Genomic DNA, 25,611 nt, shown 5'->3' with positions numbered 1-25,611 from the left:
ACCCCCACCCGATGTTCTGCGCACGTCACGATTCTCATGCAAATATATTGCATCAGCAGCCATCACCGAATTTTATTCATACCCCCGATTGTCAGTCACTTTCACTAAGGACTGGCGCTATCCTGCATCGACTACACTCTCATCAATCAATCCTCTTGCCCCGCGGGGGCAGGACCACAGGCATATCACATAGCTGCGACACTGCACATGAGATAACAAATCTGCGACATCAATAATGCAACACATATAACTCTTTTTTCATCACATGGGCAATGGTTTATTTGCATTCAAAATTCTTCCCCGCCGCAACGGCTCCTGTTCGCATAGCAGCTATCTGTAAGTGCCTACATTTTTTGCCGCTAAATATACTAGCTTTATACCTATCTGCATATTTTATTTTACGCTTGATAATGCCAAGGACAGCTTTCTCACAGGTCATCTGATGACTACACACGGTAACCCCATCACAACGCTTAAGGTAAAGGTAGGTGGGATTTTGGGGACATCTCACCGATCCTTTAACAACCTCCCACCACCCCCACATTCCCCATTTTCACCCCCAGCGCGGACCCGAAATTACCCCCGTAAAGCAATTTTGCTACCCCAGACTAAACCATTAGTTCAATGAAATTGAAGCATCTACAATTCAGAGAACTTTGAGCGATTCAGAGACCAATCTGTGATGATTGTTTCATACCCCCAGGCCAGGGCGGGCGATTCAATCTACCGCATACCTTTCATTAAATTTATTTCATATTTCCTTTTTATATCGACTCGAGTGTAACGCTGCGGCTGGCAACTTAGCATGAAGACCTGCTTGTCTGCGCTGACCTCGCTCAACACGGCTGCCATCGCCTTCAACCGCTCGTCATCGGTGTTCCCCAGGACATCGTCAACAAACACCGGAACCCCTTCCATGTCGCCGTCCTCAGCCACCAGCTCCGCGATGGCCAGTCGCACCAACATGGCAAGTTGCTCCTGTGCCCCGCCGGACAACCAGGAAACGTCCATGACCTCACTCCCCGCAGACCGCCGTGTTACTTGCAACTCTTCATTGAGCTCGAAGCCGACGCCGGCACCAAAAAGAAGGCGCGCAAGCTGGCCTAACTTTTCCGCAAAGGGACCGGCATAGCGACGCTGTGCCGCATCCCTATGCCGGTGTAGTGTCTCTCGAAGAAGTTTCACTGCTGCCGCACGTCGCTGAGTTGCCGCCAGCACACTGTGCGCACTGGATAGCCTCGCGTTGAGGGTGTCACGGTGTTCCTCGGCACCAGCAGACTGTTCAATTCTTCCGCGATTTTCGGCAATATGCGTCTGCGTATCGACGACCTGCTGCTCCGCGTCCGCAAGTTCATTATGCGCCCCGTCCAACAGGCGCGAGGCGGCATGATAGTCATGCTGTTCTGCAGTTTCGCGCGCATAGTCAACAGCCTGTCGCGCCTCCATCAGTGCCGCATTTGTTACCTGTACGCGGCGTTCGATCTCACTATCAGCATCGTGAGAACGTTCGTCTGCAAGGCGTGCACCAGCGGCGTCACCTCGCTGACTGGCCGCCTTCAGTTGTGCCTCCACAACCCGAATATCTACGTCAATGGTGTGGTCACGAGCAGCGTCCAGCTCGGCTTTAGCAGCATCAACGGCAGCAAACGAAACGTCGTACCGTTCGGAGAGCTCAGTCTGTTGTTCACGTAGCACGCTGAGCTGTTCGGGATCTCCAAGGTCCTCCCCTAGTTGTTCGACTAGTGTTGCTTCCTCGGACTGCAACGAATCAAGGTCACGCCCTTGGAGAGTAGCTTTTCGCTCCCGCTCTAGGGCCGCTACTGCTTCTTGTGCTGATTGTTGCTCGGCATACCGCGACCGCAGTTCGGCCACGTCAGCACAATGCGTGCCATCAAGGATCTCCGCTAGGACTTCTTTGCTATCCACCACTGCCTGCTGCGCATCAATCTGGCTTTGTCCTGGGAGTGCACGAATCCGCACGCCGGAAACATTGATGTCTAGAGTGTCCACAATCTCATAGGTACGGGGCTGTGCACCAATGGTCTCTTCTTCTCCATTGATCATCACCGACTGTGTTTCAGCAGCGGAAAGCTCAAGCTGGGCGCTGTGTGCGTCGCGCTTGGCTGTTGCAAGCAGGACGGCATGCTCAGCTTGCGCGGCAGCATCAATCATGTCTGTGGTGATGGCGGGAATGTGTGCGTTACTGTGGCGGCGCTTGTGGATTTCAGCATCGAGATTTGTCACGGCGTCGATAAGCCGACGAAGTTCCTGCAGGCGTTGCGTGCCAACAATGATGTGTAGTTGTTCATTGACAGCCGTGAGATTGGCGGCATCAGTAGCAGCTTGTTGTTTGGCCAGTTCAACGCGCTCCTTCAGGTGAGCAAGCTGCTTGTCCCGGTGAGTACGCTCGGAATGCTTGTCCGCCAGCTGCTTTGTGAGGTCGGTGACCTCGGCGGATATCTGCGTAACTTCAGTAATACGGTCTTGGCGGCGTTCCCAGTCGCGTGTAGCATTCTCCGCTGCGGCAGAGGCCAGCTCAGCGGCTTGCAAGGCCTGCTTCACACGGTTCTGTGCCGCTTCTGCTGCGGTAAAGGCGAGTTCACGCTGGGCGATTTCGTCTTTGATCTGGGGTATGCGCTGTTCGGCGGCAGCTTTTTGCTCAGCCAGTGCGGCTACCCTATCGACATAAATGGCGAGATCTTGGACCCGCTGTTCAGCGGTGTGCATCTCGGCTGTGAGTTGCTCGACATCGTCCATCGCGGCTTTGAGCTCTCCCGTCGCCGCCCCCTTACCCAGCGTGTAGTACCGGCGGTATTCCTCATCCACGCGGTCAAGAAGTGCTGTGTTATCGGTGGGCTGTGCAGCAGAATCAGCGACATCTGTGCCGCTCAAGACGCTGCTCAAGGTAGGTATTCCCGCTGCCTTCAGGCTATGCGAAAGCTCACCCTGGCGGACAAAAAGCGCCGTGAACAAGGAACGGTCAAGGTGTTGTTCAAGAATCTCTGCGAGGACTCGCTCTGCATCAGCACCTGTGTAATTGTCCACTTTCGGTCGCGTAATAGCCAGATGCGCACTCCGCTGTTTGTTAAAGGTCTTGGTCACGCTCAGCGTATAAGGGCCGATGGTGGCATCCACGATGATTGTTGAACCAACATCTTTTCCTATAGGTTGTAGGGCTTTCACGTCACGATTGTTCGCCGTGTGTTTGTGGAACAACGCAGTGTACACAGCGTCCATCACGGTCGATTTTCCCTGCTCATTGGGGCCGGTGATGAGGATGAATCCAGTATCTGGAATCTCATCAAGATCGAGGTGTTCGATACCACGCACATTGCTCAGGGCAATTCGGTGAATTTTCATCTGGCTGTCCTACCTCTTCTGAGCCAAACGGAAGAGCAAACGCAAGGCATCATGGGCCGTATCCCGCTCAGGCGTACGAGATGTACCGGGAGGCTGCGCCGCTAGCTCGGATAATTCCGCCAGCGCGTGACCCGCATATCCGCCGAGTTCACACTGCGCGAGGTCCTCATCGCTGGGTGCCAGGCTCAGATCCATGAGCCGCTGTCGTTCGTAAAGCGCCCCAAAAACTGGGGCAAGGTCGGCAAGTCCAGCGTCTAGCTGCTGCATCGTGCTCATATCCACGCTTCCCTGCAAGGCGTATTTGACCACGGTTTCCGCTTTGTTGGGGTACGCCGAAAGGAAGGCGAGGAATGCTTCTACGTCTGAGGCATCGTTGACGTCCCACTCCACGGCGTCGAACGTCCACGTCCCTACTTGGTGCTCGTGCACCTCAACTCGGCTGGGTTCTGGGCTGTGTGGCTGCTTGGTCACTGCGACAGTTAGCGCAACACCCGAGTTATTTTCGCCTCGGGAATCCTGCCCCCGCAGCCCGCGCTCATGAAAGTCTGTGGTCTCCGGGGTTCCGCTGAACCACACTGCGCCAGCGGAATCGAGTGCCATAGCGGAATGCGTATCACCGAGCGCCACATAGTCAATAGTGCGATCAGCCACGGCGCGTTCCAGAGCCGATAGGTCAATGAGTTCTGGGGCAAACTCTCCACTACGGTTTTCTACTTGCCCATGGCCCACAACAATACGCACCCGATCTGTAGGTTCCAGCGGCGCGATGGCATCGGAGACGAGGTCGCGGGTTGCGTGTTTTGTCAGCCACGGTGCGCCAACTATCTCCACCACGCCCGCCGGGGTATCTACAGCAACGGGTTCGGTGTTGGTCAACACGGTCACGTTGTCGATATCCTGCGTCCGATAAAAAATGCTGTCAGCGGTCAAGGGGTCATGATTTCCAGGAAGAAGAAAAACTGGAACTGGCAGGTGTTTCAGCACTTCCAGTGCCCGCCCGATAGTGTGTCGTTCGAGGCTGTTGTGTTCAAACACGTCTCCAGCAACCACGATGAAAGAGCAATCCTGGGCGATGGCCAGCTGCCCGAGGGCGCGAACGGCGGCGAGGCGGGCGGCATCGAAACGCGCCTGCGCATCGGCATTGTCGTGGGTGTGCAGGAACCAGCGTCGTATGCCGAGCTGCCAGTCGGACGTGTGCAGGAAACGAACAGTCGTATCTGATGTCATAGATAAAATCCCTGGACGCTAGTGATTCTGGGTAAGAAAATCGTACATCTCTTCAATGTCGGCGACGGCTCGCAGCTCATCGATGGCGGTGTAGGAAATTGAGCGCATGGCTTTATGGAGCGCGTCAAGGTCGGAATCGTCCAGCGCAGAGGCTATTTTCGGGTTCGGTAGCTGCGGCAAGGCGGTCTTATCGCCCCAGAAGTTTCCGTCGTTGGTCTGCGCTGCGGAATCAGCCTTGGCATGGGCCTCACGCTGCAGGGATTTCTCTATGGTATCCATGTCAAGACCACGCAGAGCGAACGCTAACTGCGCGTCAGCGTCGATACGTTCGGTGGCTCGAAAGACGGTTGCAATGCTGTGTTTGCAGACCACCGCGAAGTCAGGGCAGTCACATAGGAAACGCACCTGTTCATCCGAAGCACATATCAGGGTTTCTGCCAACTGCTGGCTAAGCTTTCCCCTCTTCGCCTCAGCTAAACTCCCCGGCTCAAGTAGAAGCTGCGTGACGGTGTTCAGCTGGTCCGCATTGCGCGGTGGAAGCACCACATCGACGTTGAAGGGCTGATTTTGAGATCCGGCCACGGCGGCAATGATGCGTCCGTTGGTGAACTCCAGGTTCACGACGTTTCCGTTTCGTGCATAGGCCCGACCACGCTTGACGCGCTCGGAGTCGGTGGCGGTCGTCGCAGCGTCGATAAGCAGCATAGACGCGAGGCAGGTGCGGGTTTCCTTCTGAACCGCTGGCTTCGGCGTGCTGACCTTCGTGGTGTTGCCGAAATTGGCGTAAATAACATTGCCGACGCTCGGGTGCGTACGACGGGAACGCTCAGAATCCGCCACGGCCTACTCCTTTCCCCGATAGCTCATCAGTTGCGCCAGCTGCTCCGGCGAAAGTTCGGTGATCCAGCCCTCACCCTGGCCTATGACGGCACCGGCAAGTTGAAGTTTCCCGTCGATAATGTCCTGGATGGACTCCTCCATTGTTCCTTCCGTCACCATTTTGTACACATGCACGTTCTTACGCTGACCAATGCGATAGGCACGATCGGTTGCCTGATTCTCCACCGCAGGGTTCCACCAGCGATCCATGTGCACAACTATCGACGCCGCGGTCAGATTCAGGCCCGTACCTCCCGCCTTGAGAGACAAGATCATTGTCGGCGGACCGTCCTCAGCCTGGAACTTCTGCACCATAGCATCCCGTCCGGTTTTAGAAATACCTCCATGCAAGAAGGGAATATCCACGCCGTAACGTTCACTCAAGTAGGGCTGAATGAGATCACCGAACGCCTTGTACTGGGTGAACACCAACACCCGTTCCCGCCGTTCAATGGCACCATCGACAATGCCAACCAACGCCTCCATCTTGCCGGATCGGTGCTTGCCTTGGAGAGTGATCGAGGAACCGTCCCCCAGAAAATGAGCTGGGTGGTTGCAGATCTGTTTAATTTTTGTGATGGTCGCCAGCACCAATCCCCTTTTGGCCATACCCTCGGCATTTTCTAGCTGCTGCTGAATGTCATCCACCAGTGCCTTGTACAGCGCCGCCTGCTCTGTGGTCATGTGAACGGTGACGATGTCTTCGTTCTTGTCGGGGAGGTCGTCAATAATATAGGGGTCGGTTTTCACCCGCCGCAGGATAAACGGCGCAGTTAGGGAACGAAGCTTCTCCGCAACCTCCTCATCCTGGTGGCGTTCAATCGCCGTGGCAAAGTGATTCCTAAAAAACGACGCGCTTCCCAGCATTCCTGGGTTGCAGAAATCCAAGATAGACCGCAGCTCCGCCAGACGATTTTCCACTGGCGTACCCGTCAAGGCCAGTCGATGCCGGGAAGGAATGCTGCGCACGGCTTTCGACGCTCGCGTTGTGGAGTTTTTGATCTGTTGTGCCTCGTCCAGCACCACACGCTCCCAGTCCACGGAACCAAACGCCTCATAATCCCTGGTAACCACACCATACGACGTGATCACCAGATCCGCCTCTTTCGCCGCGGCAGCAAACTCTTCATCGTGTTTGCGTTGGCTACCGTACTGAACCAGAACGTTGAAGGACGGCACGAATTTCTTCGCCTCCGCAGCCCAGTTACCCACCACTGACGTCGGGCACACCACCAGGGTCGGTTTTGCCGACTCCTCTGCAGCATCCTCACGTGCGGCGCGTTCCACCGCAACCAGCGCCAACAGTTGCAGGGTCTTCCCCAAGCCCATGTCATCCGCAAGCACGGCGCCAAGATTGTTACGGGACATCCAATACAGCCAGTCCACACCACGGCGCTGATACTCCCGAAGCTGCGCATGCACCGTCTCAGGAATATCAATGCGTTCCGGCGCAGGAGCTATGTCACCTCCCAGCAGGCTGGTATGCCACTGGCTTCCAGTGAACTCCACGGGAGTTTTTGCCGGGGCTTCCAGGGCAATCTGACGCAGCTCGGCCAGAGTCACCTGTCCCACACCAACGTGGCGGTTATCAAACTCTTCCTGCAGCTTCTGCGCCTGCTGAACAAGTTCCTCCCACCCGGGTTCTTGCTGTGCTTTGGCGTGATCGGCGCGTTGTTTTGCGCTGTCCAGCTCGGCGCGCAGACGGCTTCCGGATGCCTTGGCAATCTCAGCCATGTAGTCAGAAATGTGGCGCAGCGCCGCAGCATCGGCCATCATCCATTCCCCACGCAGTTTCACCAGCCCAGCCTTGGAATTGACCAGTTCCTGCATTTCGGAGGCACTCAGCTCGATATCGCCAAGGCTCAGCTGCCAGTTGTACTCAACAAGTTGCTCTAAGCCAAGCTTCGACCCTGCCGCGCTGACCTCGCCACTCTCAGTCGTGTTTACCGTGAGGTGGGGCTCGTAGGAACCCCAGGATTTGGGCAGCATGACCTGGAATCCAGCGGTCTTCAACGTCGTCACGTCTTTAGACACAAACTGCACTATCTCCTCAGTGCTGAAGAAAAGATCCCAGTCACCGAGGTTGTCATCATAATTGGCAATCACAATGGGCACCGCACCCACATTGGACTGCATCACCGGGCTGCGTTTGAACAGCGCCGCATGTATTTTGCGTAGTTGTTCTTGCGCGGCCTCATCCCACTGCGCGAGGCGCACGGGATACGGTGCATCCACACCGCGACGCACGCGGATACGCACAGGCCAGACGGGCTCATCCCAGGTGGTAACACCAGGAACCTCGAATCCGCCACTTGCCTCTATCAAATCAGGGGAAACATTGTGGAGCGGCAAATGTTCAAACGGTTCTTCAACAATAACCACAAGCTCTAGGCCCATCGTGCTGGCGGAATTCTTCCAATCGTTCAATTTGGACACCAAGCCTGGACCACCGCGACGCAGCGGACGGGAATGCAACAGGCTTGAACTGAATTCATGCCATGGGCTTGGCCTGGGCGCATCGCGCAGACCCTCAAGCAGCGAAGAAGCAATCCAATGCGGCAGTTCCTCCGCCATCAATTCTGCGGTGCGTGAACCTCCATTTGCACTGACAACGCCAGGAGTTGCCACGACCATCTCCGCTACCCACGCGTTCTCCCCCATTCCAGTAGCCAGCTGCCACTGCGGCCACCACTCATTATCCCGCCAAGCGCAACGCAAGAGCACACGCCCGGCACGAACGAATTGCTCCAAGCCGCGATACATGCGCAGGAGCCACATAAAGTCCGGTGCGAGGGCGGTGCGTTGTTGTTCGGTGGCGGCGGGTGACGCGCCGTCGAGAAACGCGACGCGGGCGAAGAAGGACACAGCCTGTTCTGGTGTAAATACTCCGACGGGGATGGGTAGTTCCACCATGCGTCCGCGAGGGGTTTGCAGGGTGGCGTGAAGGCGGTGCCGGAAGGATTTTGCAGCGAGTTCCGCCTCGATGATCGGAGGGAATGTGCCTGCGGGGACCTGTTCAGGGAGGACGATTTTGTGTCCCTCTAGTTGCTCCACCCAAAGCGCAAGCCCATGGTCAGGAGTCCATAGGCCATGGAGCAGGTGTGTCGTCATGATTACCGTTCTACCAGTTGCCTGCAACATCCTTGTCATTTATCCCCGAATCATGCGAACGCGTGTTCATGCCCTGTTGTGCCCCCTTATTCAACAACATGATGCTAAAGTTCTTCCCATTGCATGTGATTCAGGCTACGCTTACAGAGTTGCTATTCATAGCATCATTACTCAGCACCACACACTCCTGGGATAAGAACTGCCCACACTACTTTTGGAGGACATGTGAGCGAGCACACTTGGTTCATTGTTGCCATTGTTATGTACATGCTGGCCATGCTGGCTATCGGCTATTGGAGTTACCGCCAGACAAGCCAATACGACGACTACATGCTGGCTGGCCGCGGCCTTAACCCCATGGTAGCGGCACTATCCGCCGGAGCATCGGACATGTCGGGGTGGCTGCTCATGGGTTTGCCCGGCGCGTTGTTTGTCAGCGGCTTTTCCGGGCTATGGATAGCCATTGGCCTGCTCGTCGGTTGTTGGGCGAACTGGTATTGGGTGGCACCGCGCCTTCGCGCTTATACGGAAGCATCGCGGGATTCGTTGACGTTGCCGTCGTTTTTGGAAAATCGCCTGCGAGATAGTTCGCACGTACTAAGGATCGTGTCATCGCTGGTTATCGTGGTGTTCTTTACGTTTTATGTGTCCTCAGGCATGGTGTCCGGCGGCAAGTATTTTGAATCCACGTTTGGTGGTTCATATGTGGATGGCATGCTGATTGTTGCTTCGGTGACGGTGGCGTACACGTTTATTGGTGGGTTCTTGGCCGTGTCGTACACGGATGCTGTGCAGGGGATGATCATGTTCGCAGCATTAGTGCTGGTTCCAGCGGTGGCCTTATTTTCTCTGGACGACATGTCGAGCATCTGGACGTTTGCTACGAGCAATAACTACGGTCCTTACACGAACGGCGGGAATCCGCACTATTTCTCCTTGATTAGTGGAGTGTCGTTCGCGGCCATTGTGGGATATTTGTCGTGGGGCTTGGGCTATTTTGGACAACCACACATCATCGTGCGGTTTATGGCTCTGCGTAAGCCGTCGGAAGCTAAGCAGGGCCGCCGCATTGGGGTGTCGTGGATGCTCATCTGCATTCTTGGCGCGGTTGCGGTAGCACTGATTGGCACGGCGTTTTTCGGCCAGAACGCAGAGTACACGGTCACTGACCAGAAAGATTATGAGACGGTCTTCCTGGACATGGGGCGGATTTTGTTCCACCCGCTCGTTGCTGGGTTGGTGCTTACTGCGGTGTTGGCAGCCATCATGTCGACGATTTCGTCGCAGTTGCTGGTCACGTCGAGTGCATTGATTGAGGACTTGTACATGATCGTGACTAAACGCAAGCTTTCTGACCAGTTACTTATTAACCTGTCCCGTACCGCTGTGGTGGGGGTTGCCATCATTGCGGCTTTACTGTCAATTAAGCCGTCAAATTCGATTCTCGGATTGGTGGCGTTCGCGTGGGCTGGTTTTGGTAGCGCATTTGGCCCGCTGGTGGTGGCCTCCCTGTACTGGCGCCGTTTGAATACGCCCGGGGCGCTTGCTGGGATCATTGTTGGAGCGGTTGTCTCCTTCGGCTGGGGTATGTCTTCCCTGGGTGACAGCCTTTATGAGATGGTTCCGGGATTCCTGTGCGGCACCCTAGCCATGGTGGCGGTGTCGCTGCTGACTAAACCGCCAGCACAGGAGATTCTTGACGAGTTCGACAGGGCTGCCCACATGGCCCGCACCGACGAGTTGGTGGCCTAGGTCACGGAACCTGCGCAACATCCCGGCGGTCTGACAAGGTATGTCCCCTTGTTCTCAGACGCGCCGGGTTTTTTCGGTATTAACCCTGTTAACACTGGTCTTTCTGGGGTTCTACCTCCGCCTGGCTCTGCATCCCGGCTACGCTGCCGACCACCCACCCCGGCTTTCAGTCACGCTTGCTCGCATATCGACGGTTGCGCAGCGCACAAGTGTACTCGGATACGAGCGCACCAACTTCGGCCAAGGCTGGGCCGCCGCCCCGCAACTCGGCGGTTCCTGCACCACCAGGGATGCCATCATTGCTATGTCGCTTGCCGACGTCGCTTTTTCCTCACGCTGCACACCTACCTCCGGTGTCGGCCCTGACCCATATACGGGGTCGCAGTTGCGGGTTGGGGAGACTCCCATTGAGATTGACCATGTGTATCCCCTCCGCGCCGCATGGGATATGGGGGCGCATTCGTGGGATGCCTCCAAGCGGCTAGCCTTTGCTAATGACCCCATGAATCTTGTGGCCACCTCGAAAAAGGAGAATCAGGACAAGTCGGATTCCCTGCCTAGCGAATGGTTACCGAGTGGTATCGGGGCGCGGTGTTGGTACGTGCGTCGATTAGCGCATGTTGCTTCGGCATACGGGTTGCCATTGACCACGGCGGATGTGGCGGTGATGCGTCGACAGTGTTGGGTTCGCGATCTGTTGCGTGGATAGCTTAGGGTTAGTGGGATCTGATTCATCCCCTATCTGAAAGGTACTGCACTTACTGTGACTACGTTGATGCTGATTCTCCATGTGGTGGCCGCACTGCTGCTTCTTGGTCCGGTGACGGTGGCTGTGTCTACCTTCCACGTTCGTGCACGCGAGGCGCACAATGGCAACGATCTGGCACGGGGTTCTGTACGGACGCTGTTCACAATTACGAACACCTATGGCCTGATTTCCTTGATTGTTCCACTACTGGGTATGGGCCTGCTTTTAAGCAACATGTCCTACCTGCGAGAAGGCCGCTTCCATGCATCGATTTTGCTCAGCGTTATCGCGTGGGGAATCCTGTTTTTTCTGATCGTCCCACGTCAGAAGAAGATGATGGCGGCGTTGGGGTTGTCCGATGATGACGATGACGTGCCTAGCGAGAAGCACGCTGGCGCAGCAACGATTGAAAACTGGGACAAGGCGGTGTCACAGCTCTCAATGTTTGGCGGCATCTTCTCTGCACTGTGGGTCATCGTCGCCGTACTTATGGTGATCTAAATCATATTAGATTCGGGAGTAATCCCACCTGGGACACCGCAACAAAAAACGCGGCCCAGCTGGCATAAAGACCAGCTGGGCCGCGTTGCGGCTTTTAGTAGCAACTATTACCGGTCACCACGGAATCCGCGGTCGCGGTCACGGCGGTTTCCGCGGTAACCGCGGTCATCGCGACGTCGGAAATTGCGACCGTTATCGCGTCGGTCACGGTAGTCCCCACGGTCCCGGTCACGGCGGTTGGAGGAACGCCCTGGCGCACCCGGGTCGCGTTCAAACCGAATCGGCTGGCCAGATATGCGGGTGTCAGCGAGGTTGTCAAAAACCTCTTGTGGCAGATCCTTGGGCAGTTCAACCAGCGTATGGTCGAAGCCAATGTGGATGCGCCCAAAGTCCTTGGAGTTCAGGCCGCCTTCATTGGCCAGTGCACCAACCACGGCACCTGGGCGCACGTTGTGACGTTTGCCCACGTCAAGGCGGTACAAGGCCATGTTGCGATCCCCGCGATCGTAACGATCACGTCCACCACGGTCGCGGTCACCCCGGTCAAAGCGGTCACGGCGATCGCCACGGTCACGCCCGCCCCTTTCGAAGCGGTCACGGCGTCGCTCCGGCGGGGGTTCCTTCATCAGGAACTCGTCACCAGCTTGCGCCTGCGTGGCCAGAGCTGCAGCGATGTCCTCCAACGGGACGTCGTGTTCCTCCGAATATGCCTTCACGAGGTTACGGAAGACGCTGATCTGGTTGTCTTCCAGTGACTCGGTGATGGAGTCTGCAAACTTTTCCTTACGGGATTCGTTAACCTCGTCAACGGTCGGCAGTTCCATCTCCACCAGAGTCGCGTTGGTGGCGCGCTCAATGGAGCGGAGCATGCGGCGTTCGCGCGGCGTCACAAAAAGGATCGCCTCACCGCTGCGCCCGGCGCGACCGGTGCGTCCAATGCGGTGCACGTAAGACTCAGTGTCATGGGGGATGTCGTAGTTCAACACGTGGCTGATACGTTCCACGTCGAGTCCACGGGCAGCAACGTCGGTTGCCACCAAAATATCCAAGCGGCCATCTTTCAGCTGGTCAACCGTGCGTTCACGTTGTGCCTGTGCGATGTCGCCGTTGATGGCAGCAGCAGAGAAACCGCGGGCACGAAGCTTTTCCGCCAGTTCCTCGGTTTCGTGCTTGGTACGCACGAACATGATCATCGCAGCAAATTCGGTGACCTCAAGAATGCGGGTCAACGCGTCCAGCTTGTTGCGGTGCGCAACGTTGAGGAATTTCTGCGTGATGTTTGTGTTGGTACGGGTTTCAGACTTGACGGTGATCTCTCGTGGATCCTTCAAGTACTGCTTGGACATGCGGCGAATCGCAGATGGCATGGTCGCGGAGAACAACGCCACTTGCTTGTCGTCCGGGGTGTCTTCCAGGATTCGTTCCACATCTTCCTGGAACCCCATGTTGAGCATCTCATCTGCCTCATCCAACACAAGGAAACGCAGACCAGAAATGTCCAGCGACCCCTTTTCAAGGTGGTCAATCACTCGACCTGGGGTACCAACAACAATGTGTGCACCGCGGCGAAGCCCAGACAGCTGAATGCCGTAAGCCTGACCTCCGTAAATGGGCAGCACGTTCAGGCTGCCCAGGTGGTCAGCGAAGGCTTGGAAAGAGTCAGCAACCTGGAGTGCCAGCTCACGTGTGGGAGCCAGTACCAGTGCTTGGGGGGCACGCACCGAGGGGTCGATGCGCGACAGGATCGGGAGGGCAAATGCGGCTGTTTTGCCGGTGCCGGTTTGCGCGAGGCCAACAACATCGTGGCCGTCCATTAAAACAGGAATGGTGTGCGCTTGGATGGGGGACGGTGTTTCAAAACCAACCTTGGTGATTGCCTTCAGTACTTCCGAGGGAAGACCAAGGTTTTCGAAACCTTCAATAGGGTCGGTCGCCTCAGAAGTATCCGCATCCCTGGTGTCCTGTTCCGCAGCTTTGTCAGCTTCCGCTGCGGGCGCATCTTCTGACGCATGCACAGCTTCAGCCTGTTCGGCTACGACACCTTGCGAAGTTTCCTGAGAATCCGACGAAATGACGCTATCCGGCTCTTCAACGCCGCCGGTGGCGCTATCGGTAATGCTCATTGCCCCACTACGTTACGTCATCAGAGCGCACAAAGCGAACCGAGCACACAGCGAAAACAATACATGTCACCTGGCAAAATAAAATCATGCACCTGCTACATGTGTCCTGCCAAACAATTAGTTCATAAAACCGTAGCGAATCACAGTCTCTTGTGCGCATAATTGATTCCACAACTGATAGCACTAAACACTGCACACGAGGAGGCGATAGCCATATGATTGGGCAAGGATTGAAAGCTCGCCATATTCACTTCATCGCGCTGGGATCAGCCATCGGCACGGGGCTTTTCTACGGCTCAGCAAAGGCCATCCAAGCGGCAGGACCGTCGGTACTTCTGGTGTATCTTCTGGGCGGAATTGTCGTGTACTTCATGCTCCGAGCACTGGGGGAAATGGCAGTATCTATGCCGGTCGTGGGTTCTTTTTCGGAGTATGCACGCACTCACCTCGGCGGCTGGGCAGGCTTTATCACTGGCTGGATGTACGCCTTCGAAATGGTCATTGTGTGCATCGCCGACCTCACTGCTGTAGGTATCTACATGGACTTCTGGTACGACGGCGTACCCCGCTGGATATGGGTCGCCCTAGCGCTGCTGATCGTGGGGGCCGTCAACCTGACAAGCGTGCGTCTGTTTGGCGAGCTGGAGTTCTGGTTCACCCTCATCAAGGTCGCCGCCGTGATCGCCATGATCGTGGGCGGAGCCGCTATTCTCATCTTCGGTTTTGGTGAGCAACCTCACGCTGTTGGTGTGTCTAATCTGTGGAACGATGGCGGATTCATGCCCAACGGCCCGACCGGCATGATTTCAGCGTTCATTCTGGTTCTCTTTGCCTTTGGCGGCACGGAAATTATCGGCGTCACAGCTGCGGAAGCTGATCATCCTGAACAGTCCATCCCCAAGGCCGTCAACACGGTGCCGGTTCGCATCCTGCTCTTCTATGTGCTGGCGATCTTTGTCATCCTCTGCATTAATCCGTGGCGCACAGTCAATGGCGACGAATCACCCTTCACACAGATCTTCTCTTCTTTAAACCATGACTGGTCCACTGGAGTGGCCGGCGTCCTGAACTTTGTGCTCATCACTGCTGCACTGTCAGCCATCAACTCGGACATCTTCGGTGCCGGACGCATCATTACGGGCATGGCGCAGGAGAAACTCGCCCCCAGAGTGTGCGCCAAACTATACAACGGCGTACCCGTTGTCACCGTCGCTGCTCTTATTGCCGTCTTGTCCCTTGGCGTGTGGCTTAACTACATCATCCCCGAGGAGGTCTTTGCCATCATCGCAGCTCTCGCCACATTCGCAACGATCTTCGTATGGCTCATGATCCTCCTCGCACACGTAGCATCACGCCGCAGGATGTCCCCAAGTCAGGTTCAAGAACTAAAATTCCCTGTGCCCTTCTGGCCATACGGACAGTACTTCGCCATCGCATTCATCCTGTTTACGTTCGGGATCATGGTGTGGCAAGCCAGCTACCATGAAGCACTCATCGCCGGGATCGGGTTCACTGTTATCATGACAGCTATCTACTTTTTCACGGGTCGGGGCTCCACCACCCGCAGCATCGAATAATTCCTGCCGCGTATCGACGCCCTGGCTTCCGCCCGAAAGTTCGTTACATGCCCCGTCGCCCTAACCTGGGCCTACTGGCCTGCATCGCAGGCACAGTGGGCCTGCTGAGCAGCTATGAACTGCACCTCCGCCGCGTGCACCCAGAGCTACGTGAGGGGGTGTGGCGCAGGCATTACCTGAAAAACCTGCCGGAAGTCTGGCGGTTCAGCCGCCCCGGTTGGCTGGCCACGCATCCGCAGCCCCGCGACAGTTCTGGTGGGTTGGCAAATGTTGATGTGTCCGAACACGACGCGGCAGGGGTACGGGTACGCACCTACCAACGCAGCGACACAACTACACCCGCGCTGACGCTCCTATGGATTCACGGCGGAGGCTATGTCAGCGGAGTTCCCGAATACGACGACATTGTGTGCGCCTTCCTGGCACGCGAACTCAACGCCGTGGTGGTCAACCCCGACTATCGGCTTTCCAGCATCGCCCCCTACCCTGCTGCCCTCGACTCCCCCGACTACCCCGCTCTCCTAGTTGTTTCCGGGCAAAGCGCGGGTGCTGGAATCGCCGCCAGCCTAGTCCACAAGGCACACGATACGCACACTGGTCCCATCGCCTTCCAGCTGCTATTCGAACCCATGCTGGACAACACCACCACCCGGTCACCAGGTCGTGGTGTCCTTTGCTGGGGCATGATCACCAACATACTAGGATGGCGCGCCTATCTTCGCGATGCCACCGAACCCCTCGACTACGCCGTACCTGCGCGCCGGGCTGATCTGCGTGGCCTGCCGCCCGCGTTCATCGCTGTTGGAGACCTTGATTTGTTCTACAACGAGGACGCCGCCTACGCCCATCGCCTCACACAAGCTGGGGTCCCCACCAGGTTCTACACCATGAAAGGCACCTATCACGGAACCCTGATCCGTTGCCTTCACACTTCTGCTATGCAGACGATGTGGGCGGAGGCGCTGGCAGCGGTTCGTCAAGCAGTCGGCTGAGGTCTGGTTTCTTTTCCGTGCACCAGCCACACTCCAGCTGCAACAAGCCCGATAGCACCGCAGGCAGTAAAAGCGACATGGTAACCCTGGGCGTCGACAAGCATGCCGATCGCAATGGGGCCGAGGATTGCTCCGAAATCCTGTGCCATCTGGAAGGTCGCAAGTACCTTGCCGCCGGAGCGTTTGTTTCCGATGACATCTGCAACGGTGGCCTGCTGCGCAGGGTTGAGCAAACCGCCGCCGATGCCAGCAATCACCGACACCAGCAGTATGAGCCACAGATTATCCATCCAGCCAAGAACACCCGTGAACGTTGCATTAACGATTAATCCCGCGATGATCAGCGGCTTTCTTCCCAGTGAATCTGCAAGTCTGCCCGAAAACTGCAAACACCCAGCATTACCCACCGCAAAGGCGGCCAGAACCATGCCCGCCACAGCGGTACCTTTAGGAAACAGCATGGCTGCGAACAAGGGAACGGTGGATACCCGCACTCCGAAGTTCACCCAGCCGTTAGCAAATCCCGATATCAAAGCACTTCGATAGGCTGGGTTTTTCACGGCCTCGCTCGCAAGCATTGGCGTTGATTCGTCGTGAGATTCAAGATCGTGAATTACCTCGGGCCGCAGCAGCTTCCACACCACCGCCGACGCGAGAATCAGAGACACACCGTAGATCAAAAACGGCGGGCGCATACCCAACACGGCGAGGCCGGAACCAGCCACCGGGCCAATCACGCTACCCAGAAGAAACGCGGTAGCGTACGTTGACGAGGCACGTCCGCGAATACTGGGCGGCGCAATTCGCACAATCAACCCCGCAGCGGAGACAGTGAACATAGTTGAACCGATGCCGCCAATGGCGCGGAAAGCCAGGATATGCCAGTATTCTTGTGCGAAGGCGACGGCTCCGGTGGTCACCGCGACGGTCAATAGTCCGGTGATGTAGACCTTTCGGGACCCAATCAGGTCAATGAGCTTGCCCGAAGCAGGAGCAAATAATAATCGGCTAGCCGCGAACACAGATACCACGGCGCTGGCTGCCGTGGTGGAGACATCAAAGCTCCTGGCAAACTGCGGAATAATGGGCGATACCAGCCCAAACCCTGCGGCAATAATGAATGCGGCCGCAACAAGCACCCAAATTTCCCGAGGAATCTTTGGCGGAGGTGCGGTCTCAGTTACGTCGCGTGCAGCGTTGGGGTTGGTCACCTAGTTAGCGTAACCCCGCTGTCCAATTGGCTATGAATAGTTCATTTCCTCATCAATGGGCAGCAGTTGCTCCTCCCAGTTTTCGGCCTGGTCAGCGGCGAGCGACAGGACGTCGAAAAGCCGGTCGAAATCGGTGAAAGTCCCCAGGTCAAGCACCTCATCAGTGACCAGAGAAATATCGGAAGAAAGCTCAGACAACACACGCAAGCGTTCTTCTTCCGAGGGCTGCTCGTCAGAGTCTGGGGTCCACATTTCAGCCATCGCCTGGTTGACCAGCTCATCGTAGCTTTCGCCTAGAGCCACAAACATCACCGTTGCGGTAGGGGTTCCGCCCGCTGATTCAACCACCACGTGCAGCTCCGAGTTCTGTCCCACCTCAGCGCGGACAAGATTAGCGTCATTGAGATCCTGGAAAAATTCCAGGTCAGAGATGCGCTCGTCAGTGCCTTCCAGAAGATCGCGCAGAACAGTAACCACCTGGTCAGTGGCAACATGCCGGGCTACCGCATCCAAAGCATCATCCACAGAGAACACCACGGACACGAGCACCGCTTCAAAATCATCGTCGTCTTCATCAACGTCTGCTGCGGCGATGTACACGTTAGCGGCCGGGAGGATCGGATCGATCTCCACGAATTGGATTTCTAGCTCTGGGGTGATGGGCACAAACATCGTGTCATCATGAACCCGCGATTCAATGCCATCCACATCCAGGGCAGCAGCGATATCTTCAAAAAAACTCATGGCGAACGAATCCTTTCAATCCGGCCAGTGCAGCTCGCTACACCAGCCTAGCCGCGCCCGTAGCCACCCGCAGCAACTTTGTTAAAAATCGAACGTAAAAGAATCAATAAGCTGGCGGTCACGTTCCTCCGGGGTCTGTTTCGGGCACGATAAACACATTCCCGCTGCTGGCGACCGATAAATCATGCAACAGGACACCCGCTGGGGAACAGTGTGCACATCGCGCTCTTCCCCCGCCAGGGCCGCCGCAACATCCGTTGGTTGAAATTGCCCGTCACAGAAGTCTCTGAAATGCGGCTGCGGTAACCTCACGCCTTCGGGAACCCCCTCAGCCATGCCCGCGAGCAACGCCTGTGCAATCCGCACTCCTCGATACGGTTCGAAGGCATCATTACCAGCACCCACCGCTGCCCCTGCTACAGCATCTACACTCACGGCCCACAACGCGCGTGTCGACGCCCCGGCGACCTCAGCGAGCGCCTGAATAACCGGCGCAATCGACCGTGCGTAATCAGCACCGGCCGCGCGCCACGCGGCTTCGGAGTCGTCGGTGAAAACGTCGGTGAAAAAACTCATCCAATACCCCTGCCCGTGTTCCGTGCCGGGATTCTGAATGAACATCACACCACGCGCCACATCAAGGGATGGTGTGACGTGGCATTCCACCATGGCTGTGAGCGCTGGCCCAAGCAGCGTGTTATTCAGGGAAAACCACCATACTTGGGCCTGATGTTTAGGCACTCCCATGGGGAAAAGCTCATCGCTGGCAGCAATGGCACGGTCGAGAACCTCAACGGATGCAAGTTCCTCCACACTGATGCGTCGACTGTTCTCCGCAGGGAACACGGCCGTAGAAAAACGCGGGTGTTCTGCAACAATGTGGTTCCACACCGGAGTGTTGGGCTTCATACCCCCAATTTTACCGTGGGCTTACACCGTCCCATTCGAGCATGTTGAAACCCGACCAGGCTTTACGACGTCCCGCACGTGGGTCAAAGACCAGTTCGCTTTCGGTGTTAAAAATCATGGTTGCCCGACCCGGACGGGTGTCTGTGGGCATCTGGTAACGCGGCCATTCCCAGCCTGGACTACCCACATGGATGAAGTTCCCCCACAGGTATTGGATGAATTCTGTCACTTCCTCTAGTTCCCCATCACCACCCCAGCGGGCGAGGCTGCGGGTGCGGGAGGCATCGGCGTCGCCAAACACGGCGAGGAGTTCCAGGGAGTGCATGGCCCCGATGCCCAGCATTTTAAGGGCTTTCGGCGCAAAATCGAAGCGATACATCCAGGTGGGTGCCACTCGAGAATGCGCTTGGGCAACTTTGAGCGAGGGGGCCCAAAACAGGGCGTCGCACAGCAATTCGGAAAAATGTTGCCGCTCCACCGCACCCCAATACGCGCTGAGCACTCGTTCAGTGTTACTGGGGTCGAAGGCATTGAGCATCCGCTGCGCGGCTTTACCCCGAGCTGATTGCCGCAGATAAAACAACTTGGAAAAAGAGGTCTCATCGCGGTTAGTTCCAATGAGCAGCGGAACCCGCACCTGATTTCCTTGATTGAATGCCTCAACTGGGTGCTGCAGAACAAAACTACCGTCAACCGTGGGACAATAACACGGATTGAGCTGAAGAAACTCTCGTGATCGCCACATCATGGACTGCCCGGCGCGAACAACATCGTCGGCGGATTCGAGCCGGAGGTCCGTAATGCTGGAGTGCCGTGGCATGGCCATGTGATAGGCGAGTTCGCGGGCCCAGAATTCCGATTGCGCAGCGGAGTGGACTGCGGCAATGGGGGCAGATTGTGCAATGGCACGGTGGAAAAGACCACGTGCTGAGGGCACGCACATGAGGGTTGTCACGGCTGCCCCACCTGCGGATTCTCCCATGAGTGTGACGTTGGTGGGGTCACCGCCGAACGCAGCAATATTCTCGTGCACCCATTGGAGCGCAAGGAGTTGGTCCCGGATCGCGGGGTTGGCGACGCAGTCACCCTCACCGACGCTGTGCATGTTGAGGTAACCAAGCGCCCCGAGGCGGAAGTTGATGCTGACGTACACCACGTCGAGATTTTTGACGAAGGTGTGGCCCTGGAGGACGCTTTGGTGTGAGGCACCAACAATAAAGGATCCGCCGTGGAGATAGACGACTACAGGTAGTTCGTCGTCGGAGTCGGGCCGGACGATATCGAGGTTGAGACAGTCTTCGCTTCCCTGCACTTGGTCGGTCCAGGAATAGATGGGTTGCGGCGCGATGGGGCCGTAGGCTGTACAGTCACGAACCCCACGCCACTGGTGAGCCGCTCGTGGAGCACGCCAGCGATGTTTGCCGCTGGTGTCGGCACCGAAGGGCACACCGCGCCATGTTCTCACCCCGTTGTCCACCAGCCCGGCTACCAACCCTTGGGAGGTCCGTACAACTATCTCCATGGTCATCTACGGTAGTGAGTATGGTTAACCACGTCGATAGAAATACCACCCTCTGTGTGTCGCTTGCTGCACGTCCATCAAACCATGGTGTCCGGTTTCACAATTGGCTCTATGCGGAATTGGGGTTGAATTTTCTCTACAAAGCTATCGCCCCAACGGATATTGAGCAGGCTGTGGCAGGGATACGTGGCCTGGATATTCGTGGCGCTGGTGTGTCCATGCCGTATAAGGCTGCGGTGATTCCGCTCATTGATCATGTTGATCCCTCTGCGGCCCGCATTCAGGCAGTGAACACCATCGTCAATGATGGCGGGGTGCTCACTGGGTATAACACTGACTACAGCGCGGTTTCCGAGTTATTAGCGTCACATGCTGTGGACACTGACCTGCGGGTTGCTGTGCGAGGTTCCGGGGGCATGGCCAAGGCTGTGGTGGCTGCGATCACCGACTATGGTATGGGCGGAACAGTGGTTGCCCGGAACGCTGAAACAGGCAGTGAACTGGCGGAACAGTATGGTTGGGCGTATAGCCCCGAGGTTCCCACTGACGCTAAGATGCTGGTAAACGTGACTCCGTTAGGCATGGCCGGAACTGATGAGAATGTGCAGTCGTTTAGTGATGAGGAAATAGGGCGAGCCGACGTCATATGTGATGTGGTGGCGTTTCCCGTTTCCACTCCGTTGATTCAGGCCGCTCAGCAGCGCGGCATCCCCACCATTAACGGTGGTGAGATTGTGGCACTTCAGGCAGCACAGCAGTTTGAACTGTACACCGGTGTTCGACCAAGCGATGAGCTTATTGAGGCCGCCGAGCGTTACAGTCAACAAGGCTAGTCAACAAGGTTCACCAACTATTCCAGGTAGGATTCTCAAGGCAGGATTATGAAGAATAACCGCATCGTGCTTGATGCCATCAGTTCCGACCCGAAAGCACTACATGACCAGGCAGGCACCACCGGTCGAATGCTCATCACAGCATTGGATAAAGCAGTGGCCATGCAAACGTCCGTGGTGGAAAAGTACATCGACCATTTGCGCGAGAAGAACCCCAACGCCAGCACCGCTGATCTTCAGCACATGCTGGATAACCATTTCATGTACCTGGCTACTGGTACCGGCGCGAGTGTCGGCCTAACCTCTGCGCTTCCTGGCATCGGTTTGATGACCGGTCTTGCAGCCGTGAGTACTGAGTCGATGGTGTTTGTAGACGCTGCAGCGTTCTATACCATCGCATCGGCGCATCTTCGGGGCGTCGATATTCGGGATAGCGAGCGCCGCCGCGCATTAATCCTGGTCACGTTGATTGGTTCCGCTGGTACGGCGTTGGTGGATGCAGCTATTGGCGATCTGGGCAAACAGTACGCGCAAGCCCAGCAAAAAACCACGGCAGCAACCGCCCTTTCGCGTTTCGGCATGGCGCGGGTGAAGGAGCTAAATGGCAGGCTGTTGTCTCTGGCTACGAAGCGCCTGGGCAAGAGCGTGCGTAACGCCTGGTTGGGCAAGTTAATGCCGCTGGGTATTGGTGCCGTGATAGGCACGGTGGCAAACCGCAAGCTGGCTAAAAGTGTGATCGCGAATGCCCAGGAATCACTGGGCCCGCTGGTCAACTAACCGTCAACGACGTGATGTCCACTCCCCTGGCTCCCCTTATTCGGGTGCTTCGACAGCACCGTGCCGCGAGCATCGGCGCGTTCTCTACCTCGATCGGCGTGACCGTGGTGGAGGTGCTGTTGCCTCTACTCACCCGGGATGCCGTAGATGTGGCAACCGGGCAGGCTGGGGCTGGGGAATCTTCGACCGCCACCACGCTCTTCCCGAGCCTTTCCCCGCTATGGGCCATTGTGGTGTGTCTGGTCATTGCGACGGTCGCGCGGTATGCCCTGCAATTTTCCAGGCGTTTCAGCGCAGGTATTTTGTCCATTAATGTGCAGCACCGCCTGCGGGTATCCATGCTGGATACGGTGCTGAAACTGGGTGGACCTGCTCAGGATTCCCTGCACACAGGTCAAGCGGTGAGCCGTTCCATCTCGGATATTTCCACGGTGCAGGGTTTGTGTGCCGTGTTGCCGTTGACGGTGGGCAATGCCACCAAATTAGTACTCACGGCCGGGGTGATTGTGTGGCTTTCCCCTGTGCTGTCGTTGTTGGCGTTCGCTACATTGCCGCTGGTTTACCTGCTGGGATACCGATCCCGAACGCCCTTGTTTGAGGCGACTCGCGCAGCACAGGATCAGGCCGCCACTGTCACTGGCGTGGTTGAGGAGACGGTCACAGGTATCCGCGTGGTCAAGGCGTTTTCGCAGCAGCAGCGAGAAGTGGCACGCCTTCACACAGAAAGCCAGGAGTTGTATCGGCGCAGGCTGCAAGTTGCTCGGGTCACGGCGTTGTTTCAGCCAGTGATGGAGCAGCTTCCGCTGGCCGCGCTGGTGGCCAACATCCTGGCTGGTGGTTGGTTGGCGCTGCAGGGAACCATCAGCATCGGCACATTTGTGGCATTTGCAACGTATGTAACTACGCTCAGCCAGGTGACAAAAATGCTGTCTGGCATGGTCATTCGCGTACAAACAGGCATTAGCTCACTCGCCCGCATCACCGAAATACTGGATCTTGCGCCTCCGCACGCCCCCACGGCATCCACATCACTTCCCGACACCTCCACCGCACTGGGTATCGACGCCCAGAAGGTCACCGTCGCCGGTGTACTAGACAGCATCAGTTTCACTGCCCAACCTGGTGAAACACTATGTATTGTTGGGCCTCCAGGGTCTGGGAAAAGCATGATGGTGCAGCTACTGAGTGGCTTTTACCAGCCGGACTCGGGGTCGCTCGCATTGATCGATGCTGCAGGTAACCGCACCGACTACGCGGACCTCGACCCTGATACTGTGCGCTCCCAGCTAACAAGCGTGCTGGACGACACCTTCTTGTATTCCTCCACCATCATGGACAACCTGACGATGGGCCGTGAGTTTTCGGAGGAGGAAATCCTTACCGCCACCACAACCGCTCAAGCTCATGAGTTCATCTCTGCCCTGCCACATGGTTATCAGGAGACCATTGGCGAGCGCGGATTAACCTTGTCCGGCGGCCAACGTCAACGCCTGGCACTGGCACGGGCTCTACTTGCGGGCCGGAAAATCCTGGTGCTTGATGACGCTACCTCAGCCATTGATGCCATCACCGAAGCAGCAATCTACGATGCCCTGCGGGATAACTACCCCGAGGTGACGGTTATCGCGATCGCGCACCGCCCATCCACGATGAGAGTGGCTGACCACATTGTGGAGTTTCCAAATGCGCCATTCAAGTCGGAGGATGAACGCGACACTCATGCATTGTGGCCCGACGTATCCCCTCAGCCACATCCCCCATCTGACCATTTCACAGCAGTGACCGAACAGCAGGATCCGTTTTCCCTGCGCCGCTTGCTTGGTCATGCAAAAACGCACATCATGCTGGTCGTGGCCTTACTCATGGTGGGGGTGCTGGCAGACTTGGCGTTCCCCAGCCTTGTGCGCCTGGCCGTTGATCAGGGTGTGCTCACACATAACGTTGGTACCTTGCAGCTGGCCACCGCCGTCGGCGCAGTGATTGTTGTGGTCTCAGGGGCTGCTGCGGCGGCCCGTACACTGCTGACTGCACGGGTGGGTGAACGCTTGCTCTTGATCCTGCGGGTACGCAGTTTCGCGCACCTCCAACGACTCAGCATGAGCTATTTTGAATCCACCACGGCAGGACGCATCATCACGCGCATGACCACCGATATTGACGCTCTGAGCTCATTTCTACAGACCGGTGTAGCACAGGTGATCGTGGCCTGTGGAACTCTAGTTGGCATCACCATCATGCTTGTGGTCACTGATTTTTCCCTTGCGCTGACCGCACTGGCCGCTGTGCCAGTGATCATTGTGGCGACACTGATATTCCGGCGTATTTCCCGCAGACTCTACCAACGTGCCCGCGAGGAGATCAGTACGGTGAACTCGCAGTTTCATGAGGCATTCTCTGGGCTGCGCACCACGCAGCTTTACCGCGCGGAATCGTTCATGCTTCGGCAGTTTCAAGACATGGCGGAGCAGTATCGGCGTACCCGGATCAAAGCTCAGACCGGGGTTGCTATCTATTTCCCCGGAATCAGCGCGGTGTCTGAGCTGACGCACGCGGCGGTGTTGGGAGTCGGCGCGCACCAGGTGATGCGTGGTGAACTCTCCCCCGGTGTTCTCATCGCGTTCCTGATGTACCTCGGCCTGCTATTTGGCCCACTGCAAGACCTCTCCCAACTATTCGATGCGTACCAGCAGGCTGCGATCGGACTTCGCCGCATCGCGGATCTGCTGGCCACGCAACCTACTGTGCCTGATACCGGCACGCGAACAGGTGCACCTGGGGCAGCCGAAGGACCCCTTGCGCTTGTTGACACCTCGTTTACCTACCGTACTGACCAATCCACCGAGAACGCAGACATACTCAGCCAGCTGAACCTCCGCATCGAACCAGGGTCAACAGTAGCGATCGTGGGAGCAACAGGAGCCGGAAAGTCAACGCTGATAAAGCTTATTGCCCGCTTTTATGATCCACTTTCCGGCCTCGTGACGGCCAATGGGACTGATATTCGAGAATTCCCCCTCGCGCAATGGCGCGGCACACTTGGGTACGTCCCCCAGGAGGCACACCTGTTCACAGGGACCGTAGCGTACAACATCGGGTACGGGCGGCCGTCGGCACGGGCAGAGGAGATTGTCGAGGCGGCACGGGCGGTGGGTGCACTGCCCGTGATTGAGGGCCTAGCGCATGGTTTCAACCAGGAGGTTGGTGAACGGGGGCGTGCTTTATCCTCTGGCCAGCGCCAACTGGTGGCGCTAGCACGCGCGGAACTGGTGGACCCCCACGTGTTGTTACTTGATGAGGCAACAGCAACCCTGGACCTGGAGACGGAGGCCGCAGTCGTGGAGGCGT

16 protein-coding genes and 1 pseudogene are annotated in these 25,611 nt (G+C 56.9%); 8 read left to right on the top strand and 9 right to left on the bottom strand.

Annotation, left to right across the window (positions count from 1 at the left end; genetic code table 11):
* Positions 1–723 precede the first annotated feature (723 nt).
* Genes CDUR_RS04960 through CDUR_RS04945 form a run of 4 tightly spaced genes read right to left on the bottom strand, consistent with a single transcriptional unit; the run spans position 724 to position 8,577 of the window.
* Complete coding sequence (locus CDUR_RS04960; protein ID WP_179417365.1) at positions 724–3,360, bottom strand: AAA family ATPase; 2,637 nt, start codon at positions 3,358–3,360, stop codon at positions 724–726.
* Between the two features lie 9 nt (positions 3,361–3,369).
* Positions 3,370–4,587, bottom strand: a complete 1,218-nt coding sequence (locus tag CDUR_RS04955; protein WP_179417364.1) for a metallophosphoesterase family protein — start codon at positions 4,585–4,587, stop codon at positions 3,370–3,372.
* A gap of 18 nt (positions 4,588–4,605) precedes the next feature.
* Positions 4,606–5,427, bottom strand: coding sequence for an SWIM zinc finger family protein (locus CDUR_RS04950; protein WP_179417363.1), 822 nt, complete (start codon positions 5,425–5,427; stop codon positions 4,606–4,608).
* 3 nt (positions 5,428–5,430) lie between these two features.
* On the bottom strand, positions 5,431–8,577 hold the full coding sequence (locus CDUR_RS04945) for a DEAD/DEAH box helicase (protein ID WP_179417362.1): 3,147 nt from the start codon (positions 8,575–8,577) through the stop codon (positions 5,431–5,433).
* A gap of 225 nt (positions 8,578–8,802) precedes the next feature.
* Between CDUR_RS04945 and putP the strand changes: the two genes are divergently transcribed.
* The 3 genes from putP to CDUR_RS04930 are packed head-to-tail and all read left to right on the top strand — an operon-like array spanning position 8,803 to position 11,578.
* Positions 8,803–10,329 (top strand): sodium/proline symporter PutP, encoded by a 1,527-nt coding sequence (gene putP / locus CDUR_RS04940; RefSeq protein ID WP_179417361.1) that lies wholly within the window; start codon positions 8,803–8,805, stop codon positions 10,327–10,329.
* A 40-nt stretch (positions 10,330–10,369) separates the two neighbouring features.
* Positions 10,370–11,038 carry an HNH endonuclease family protein gene (locus CDUR_RS04935; protein WP_179417360.1) on the top strand — a complete coding sequence of 223 codons (669 nt, stop codon included), beginning with the start codon at positions 10,370–10,372 and terminating at the stop codon, positions 11,036–11,038.
* A 54-nt stretch (positions 11,039–11,092) separates the two neighbouring features.
* The gene (locus CDUR_RS04930) at positions 11,093–11,578 is read left to right on the top strand and encodes a DUF2269 domain-containing protein (protein ID WP_179417359.1); all 486 of its coding nucleotides are present in this window, start codon (positions 11,093–11,095) and stop codon (positions 11,576–11,578) included.
* A 107-nt stretch (positions 11,579–11,685) separates the two neighbouring features.
* Here CDUR_RS04930 and CDUR_RS04925 read toward each other — a convergent pair whose 3' ends face one another.
* Positions 11,686–13,701 carry a DEAD/DEAH box helicase gene (locus CDUR_RS04925; protein WP_179417358.1) on the bottom strand — a complete coding sequence of 672 codons (2,016 nt, stop codon included), beginning with the start codon at positions 13,699–13,701 and terminating at the stop codon, positions 11,686–11,688.
* Positions 13,702–13,916: 215 nt separating this feature from the next.
* Here CDUR_RS04925 and CDUR_RS04920 point away from each other — a divergent pair, with 215 nt between their 5' ends.
* Entirely contained in the window at positions 13,917–15,278 is a 1,362-nt protein-coding gene (locus CDUR_RS04920) for an amino acid permease (RefSeq protein WP_179417357.1), read from the top strand.
* A 47-nt stretch (positions 15,279–15,325) separates the two neighbouring features.
* Entirely contained in the window at positions 15,326–16,270 is a 945-nt protein-coding gene (locus CDUR_RS04915) for an alpha/beta hydrolase (RefSeq protein WP_179417356.1), read from the top strand.
* On the opposite strand, the gene CDUR_RS04910 is transcribed toward CDUR_RS04915, so the two are convergent.
* The 4 genes from CDUR_RS04910 to CDUR_RS04895 form a co-directional block, all read right to left on the bottom strand.
* Complete coding sequence (locus tag CDUR_RS04910; protein ID WP_040358605.1) at positions 16,255–17,481, bottom strand: MFS transporter; 1,227 nt, start codon at positions 17,479–17,481, stop codon at positions 16,255–16,257. The genes CDUR_RS04915 and CDUR_RS04910 overlap by 16 nt on opposite strands.
* A gap of 30 nt (positions 17,482–17,511) precedes the next feature.
* Positions 17,512–18,225 (bottom strand): hypothetical protein, encoded by a 714-nt coding sequence (locus tag CDUR_RS04905; RefSeq protein ID WP_179417355.1) that lies wholly within the window; start codon positions 18,223–18,225, stop codon positions 17,512–17,514.
* 81 nt (positions 18,226–18,306) lie between these two features.
* A complete protein-coding gene (locus tag CDUR_RS04900; RefSeq protein WP_179417354.1) occupies positions 18,307–19,134 on the bottom strand; it encodes a (2Fe-2S)-binding protein in 828 nt (275 codons plus the stop codon).
* Positions 19,135–19,144: 10 nt separating this feature from the next.
* Entirely contained in the window at positions 19,145–20,662 is a 1,518-nt protein-coding gene (locus CDUR_RS04895; protein ID WP_006061870.1) for a carboxylesterase/lipase family protein, read from the bottom strand.
* Positions 20,663–20,676: 14 nt separating this feature from the next.
* Between CDUR_RS04895 and CDUR_RS04890 the strand changes: the two genes are divergently transcribed.
* The 3 genes and pseudogenes from CDUR_RS04890 to CDUR_RS04880 form a co-directional block, all read left to right on the top strand.
* Positions 20,677–21,489, top strand: a complete 813-nt coding sequence (locus CDUR_RS04890; protein ID WP_179417353.1) for a shikimate 5-dehydrogenase — start codon at positions 20,677–20,679, stop codon at positions 21,487–21,489.
* 48 nt (positions 21,490–21,537) lie between these two features.
* On the top strand, positions 21,538–22,266 hold the full coding sequence (locus CDUR_RS04885) for a hypothetical protein (protein ID WP_179417352.1): 729 nt from the start codon (positions 21,538–21,540) through the stop codon (positions 22,264–22,266).
* 14 nt (positions 22,267–22,280) lie between these two features.
* Positions 22,281–25,559: pseudogene (locus tag CDUR_RS04880) on the top strand (ABC transporter ATP-binding protein); the annotation flags it as partial.
* Between the last annotated feature and the right edge of the window lie 52 nt (positions 25,560–25,611).

Origin of the sequence: Corynebacterium durum, from assembly GCF_030408675.1 — a bacterium.
GTDB lineage: Bacteria > Actinomycetota > Actinomycetes > Mycobacteriales > Mycobacteriaceae > Corynebacterium > Corynebacterium durum.
This window is presented reverse-complemented; position numbering and strand designations above follow the sequence as displayed.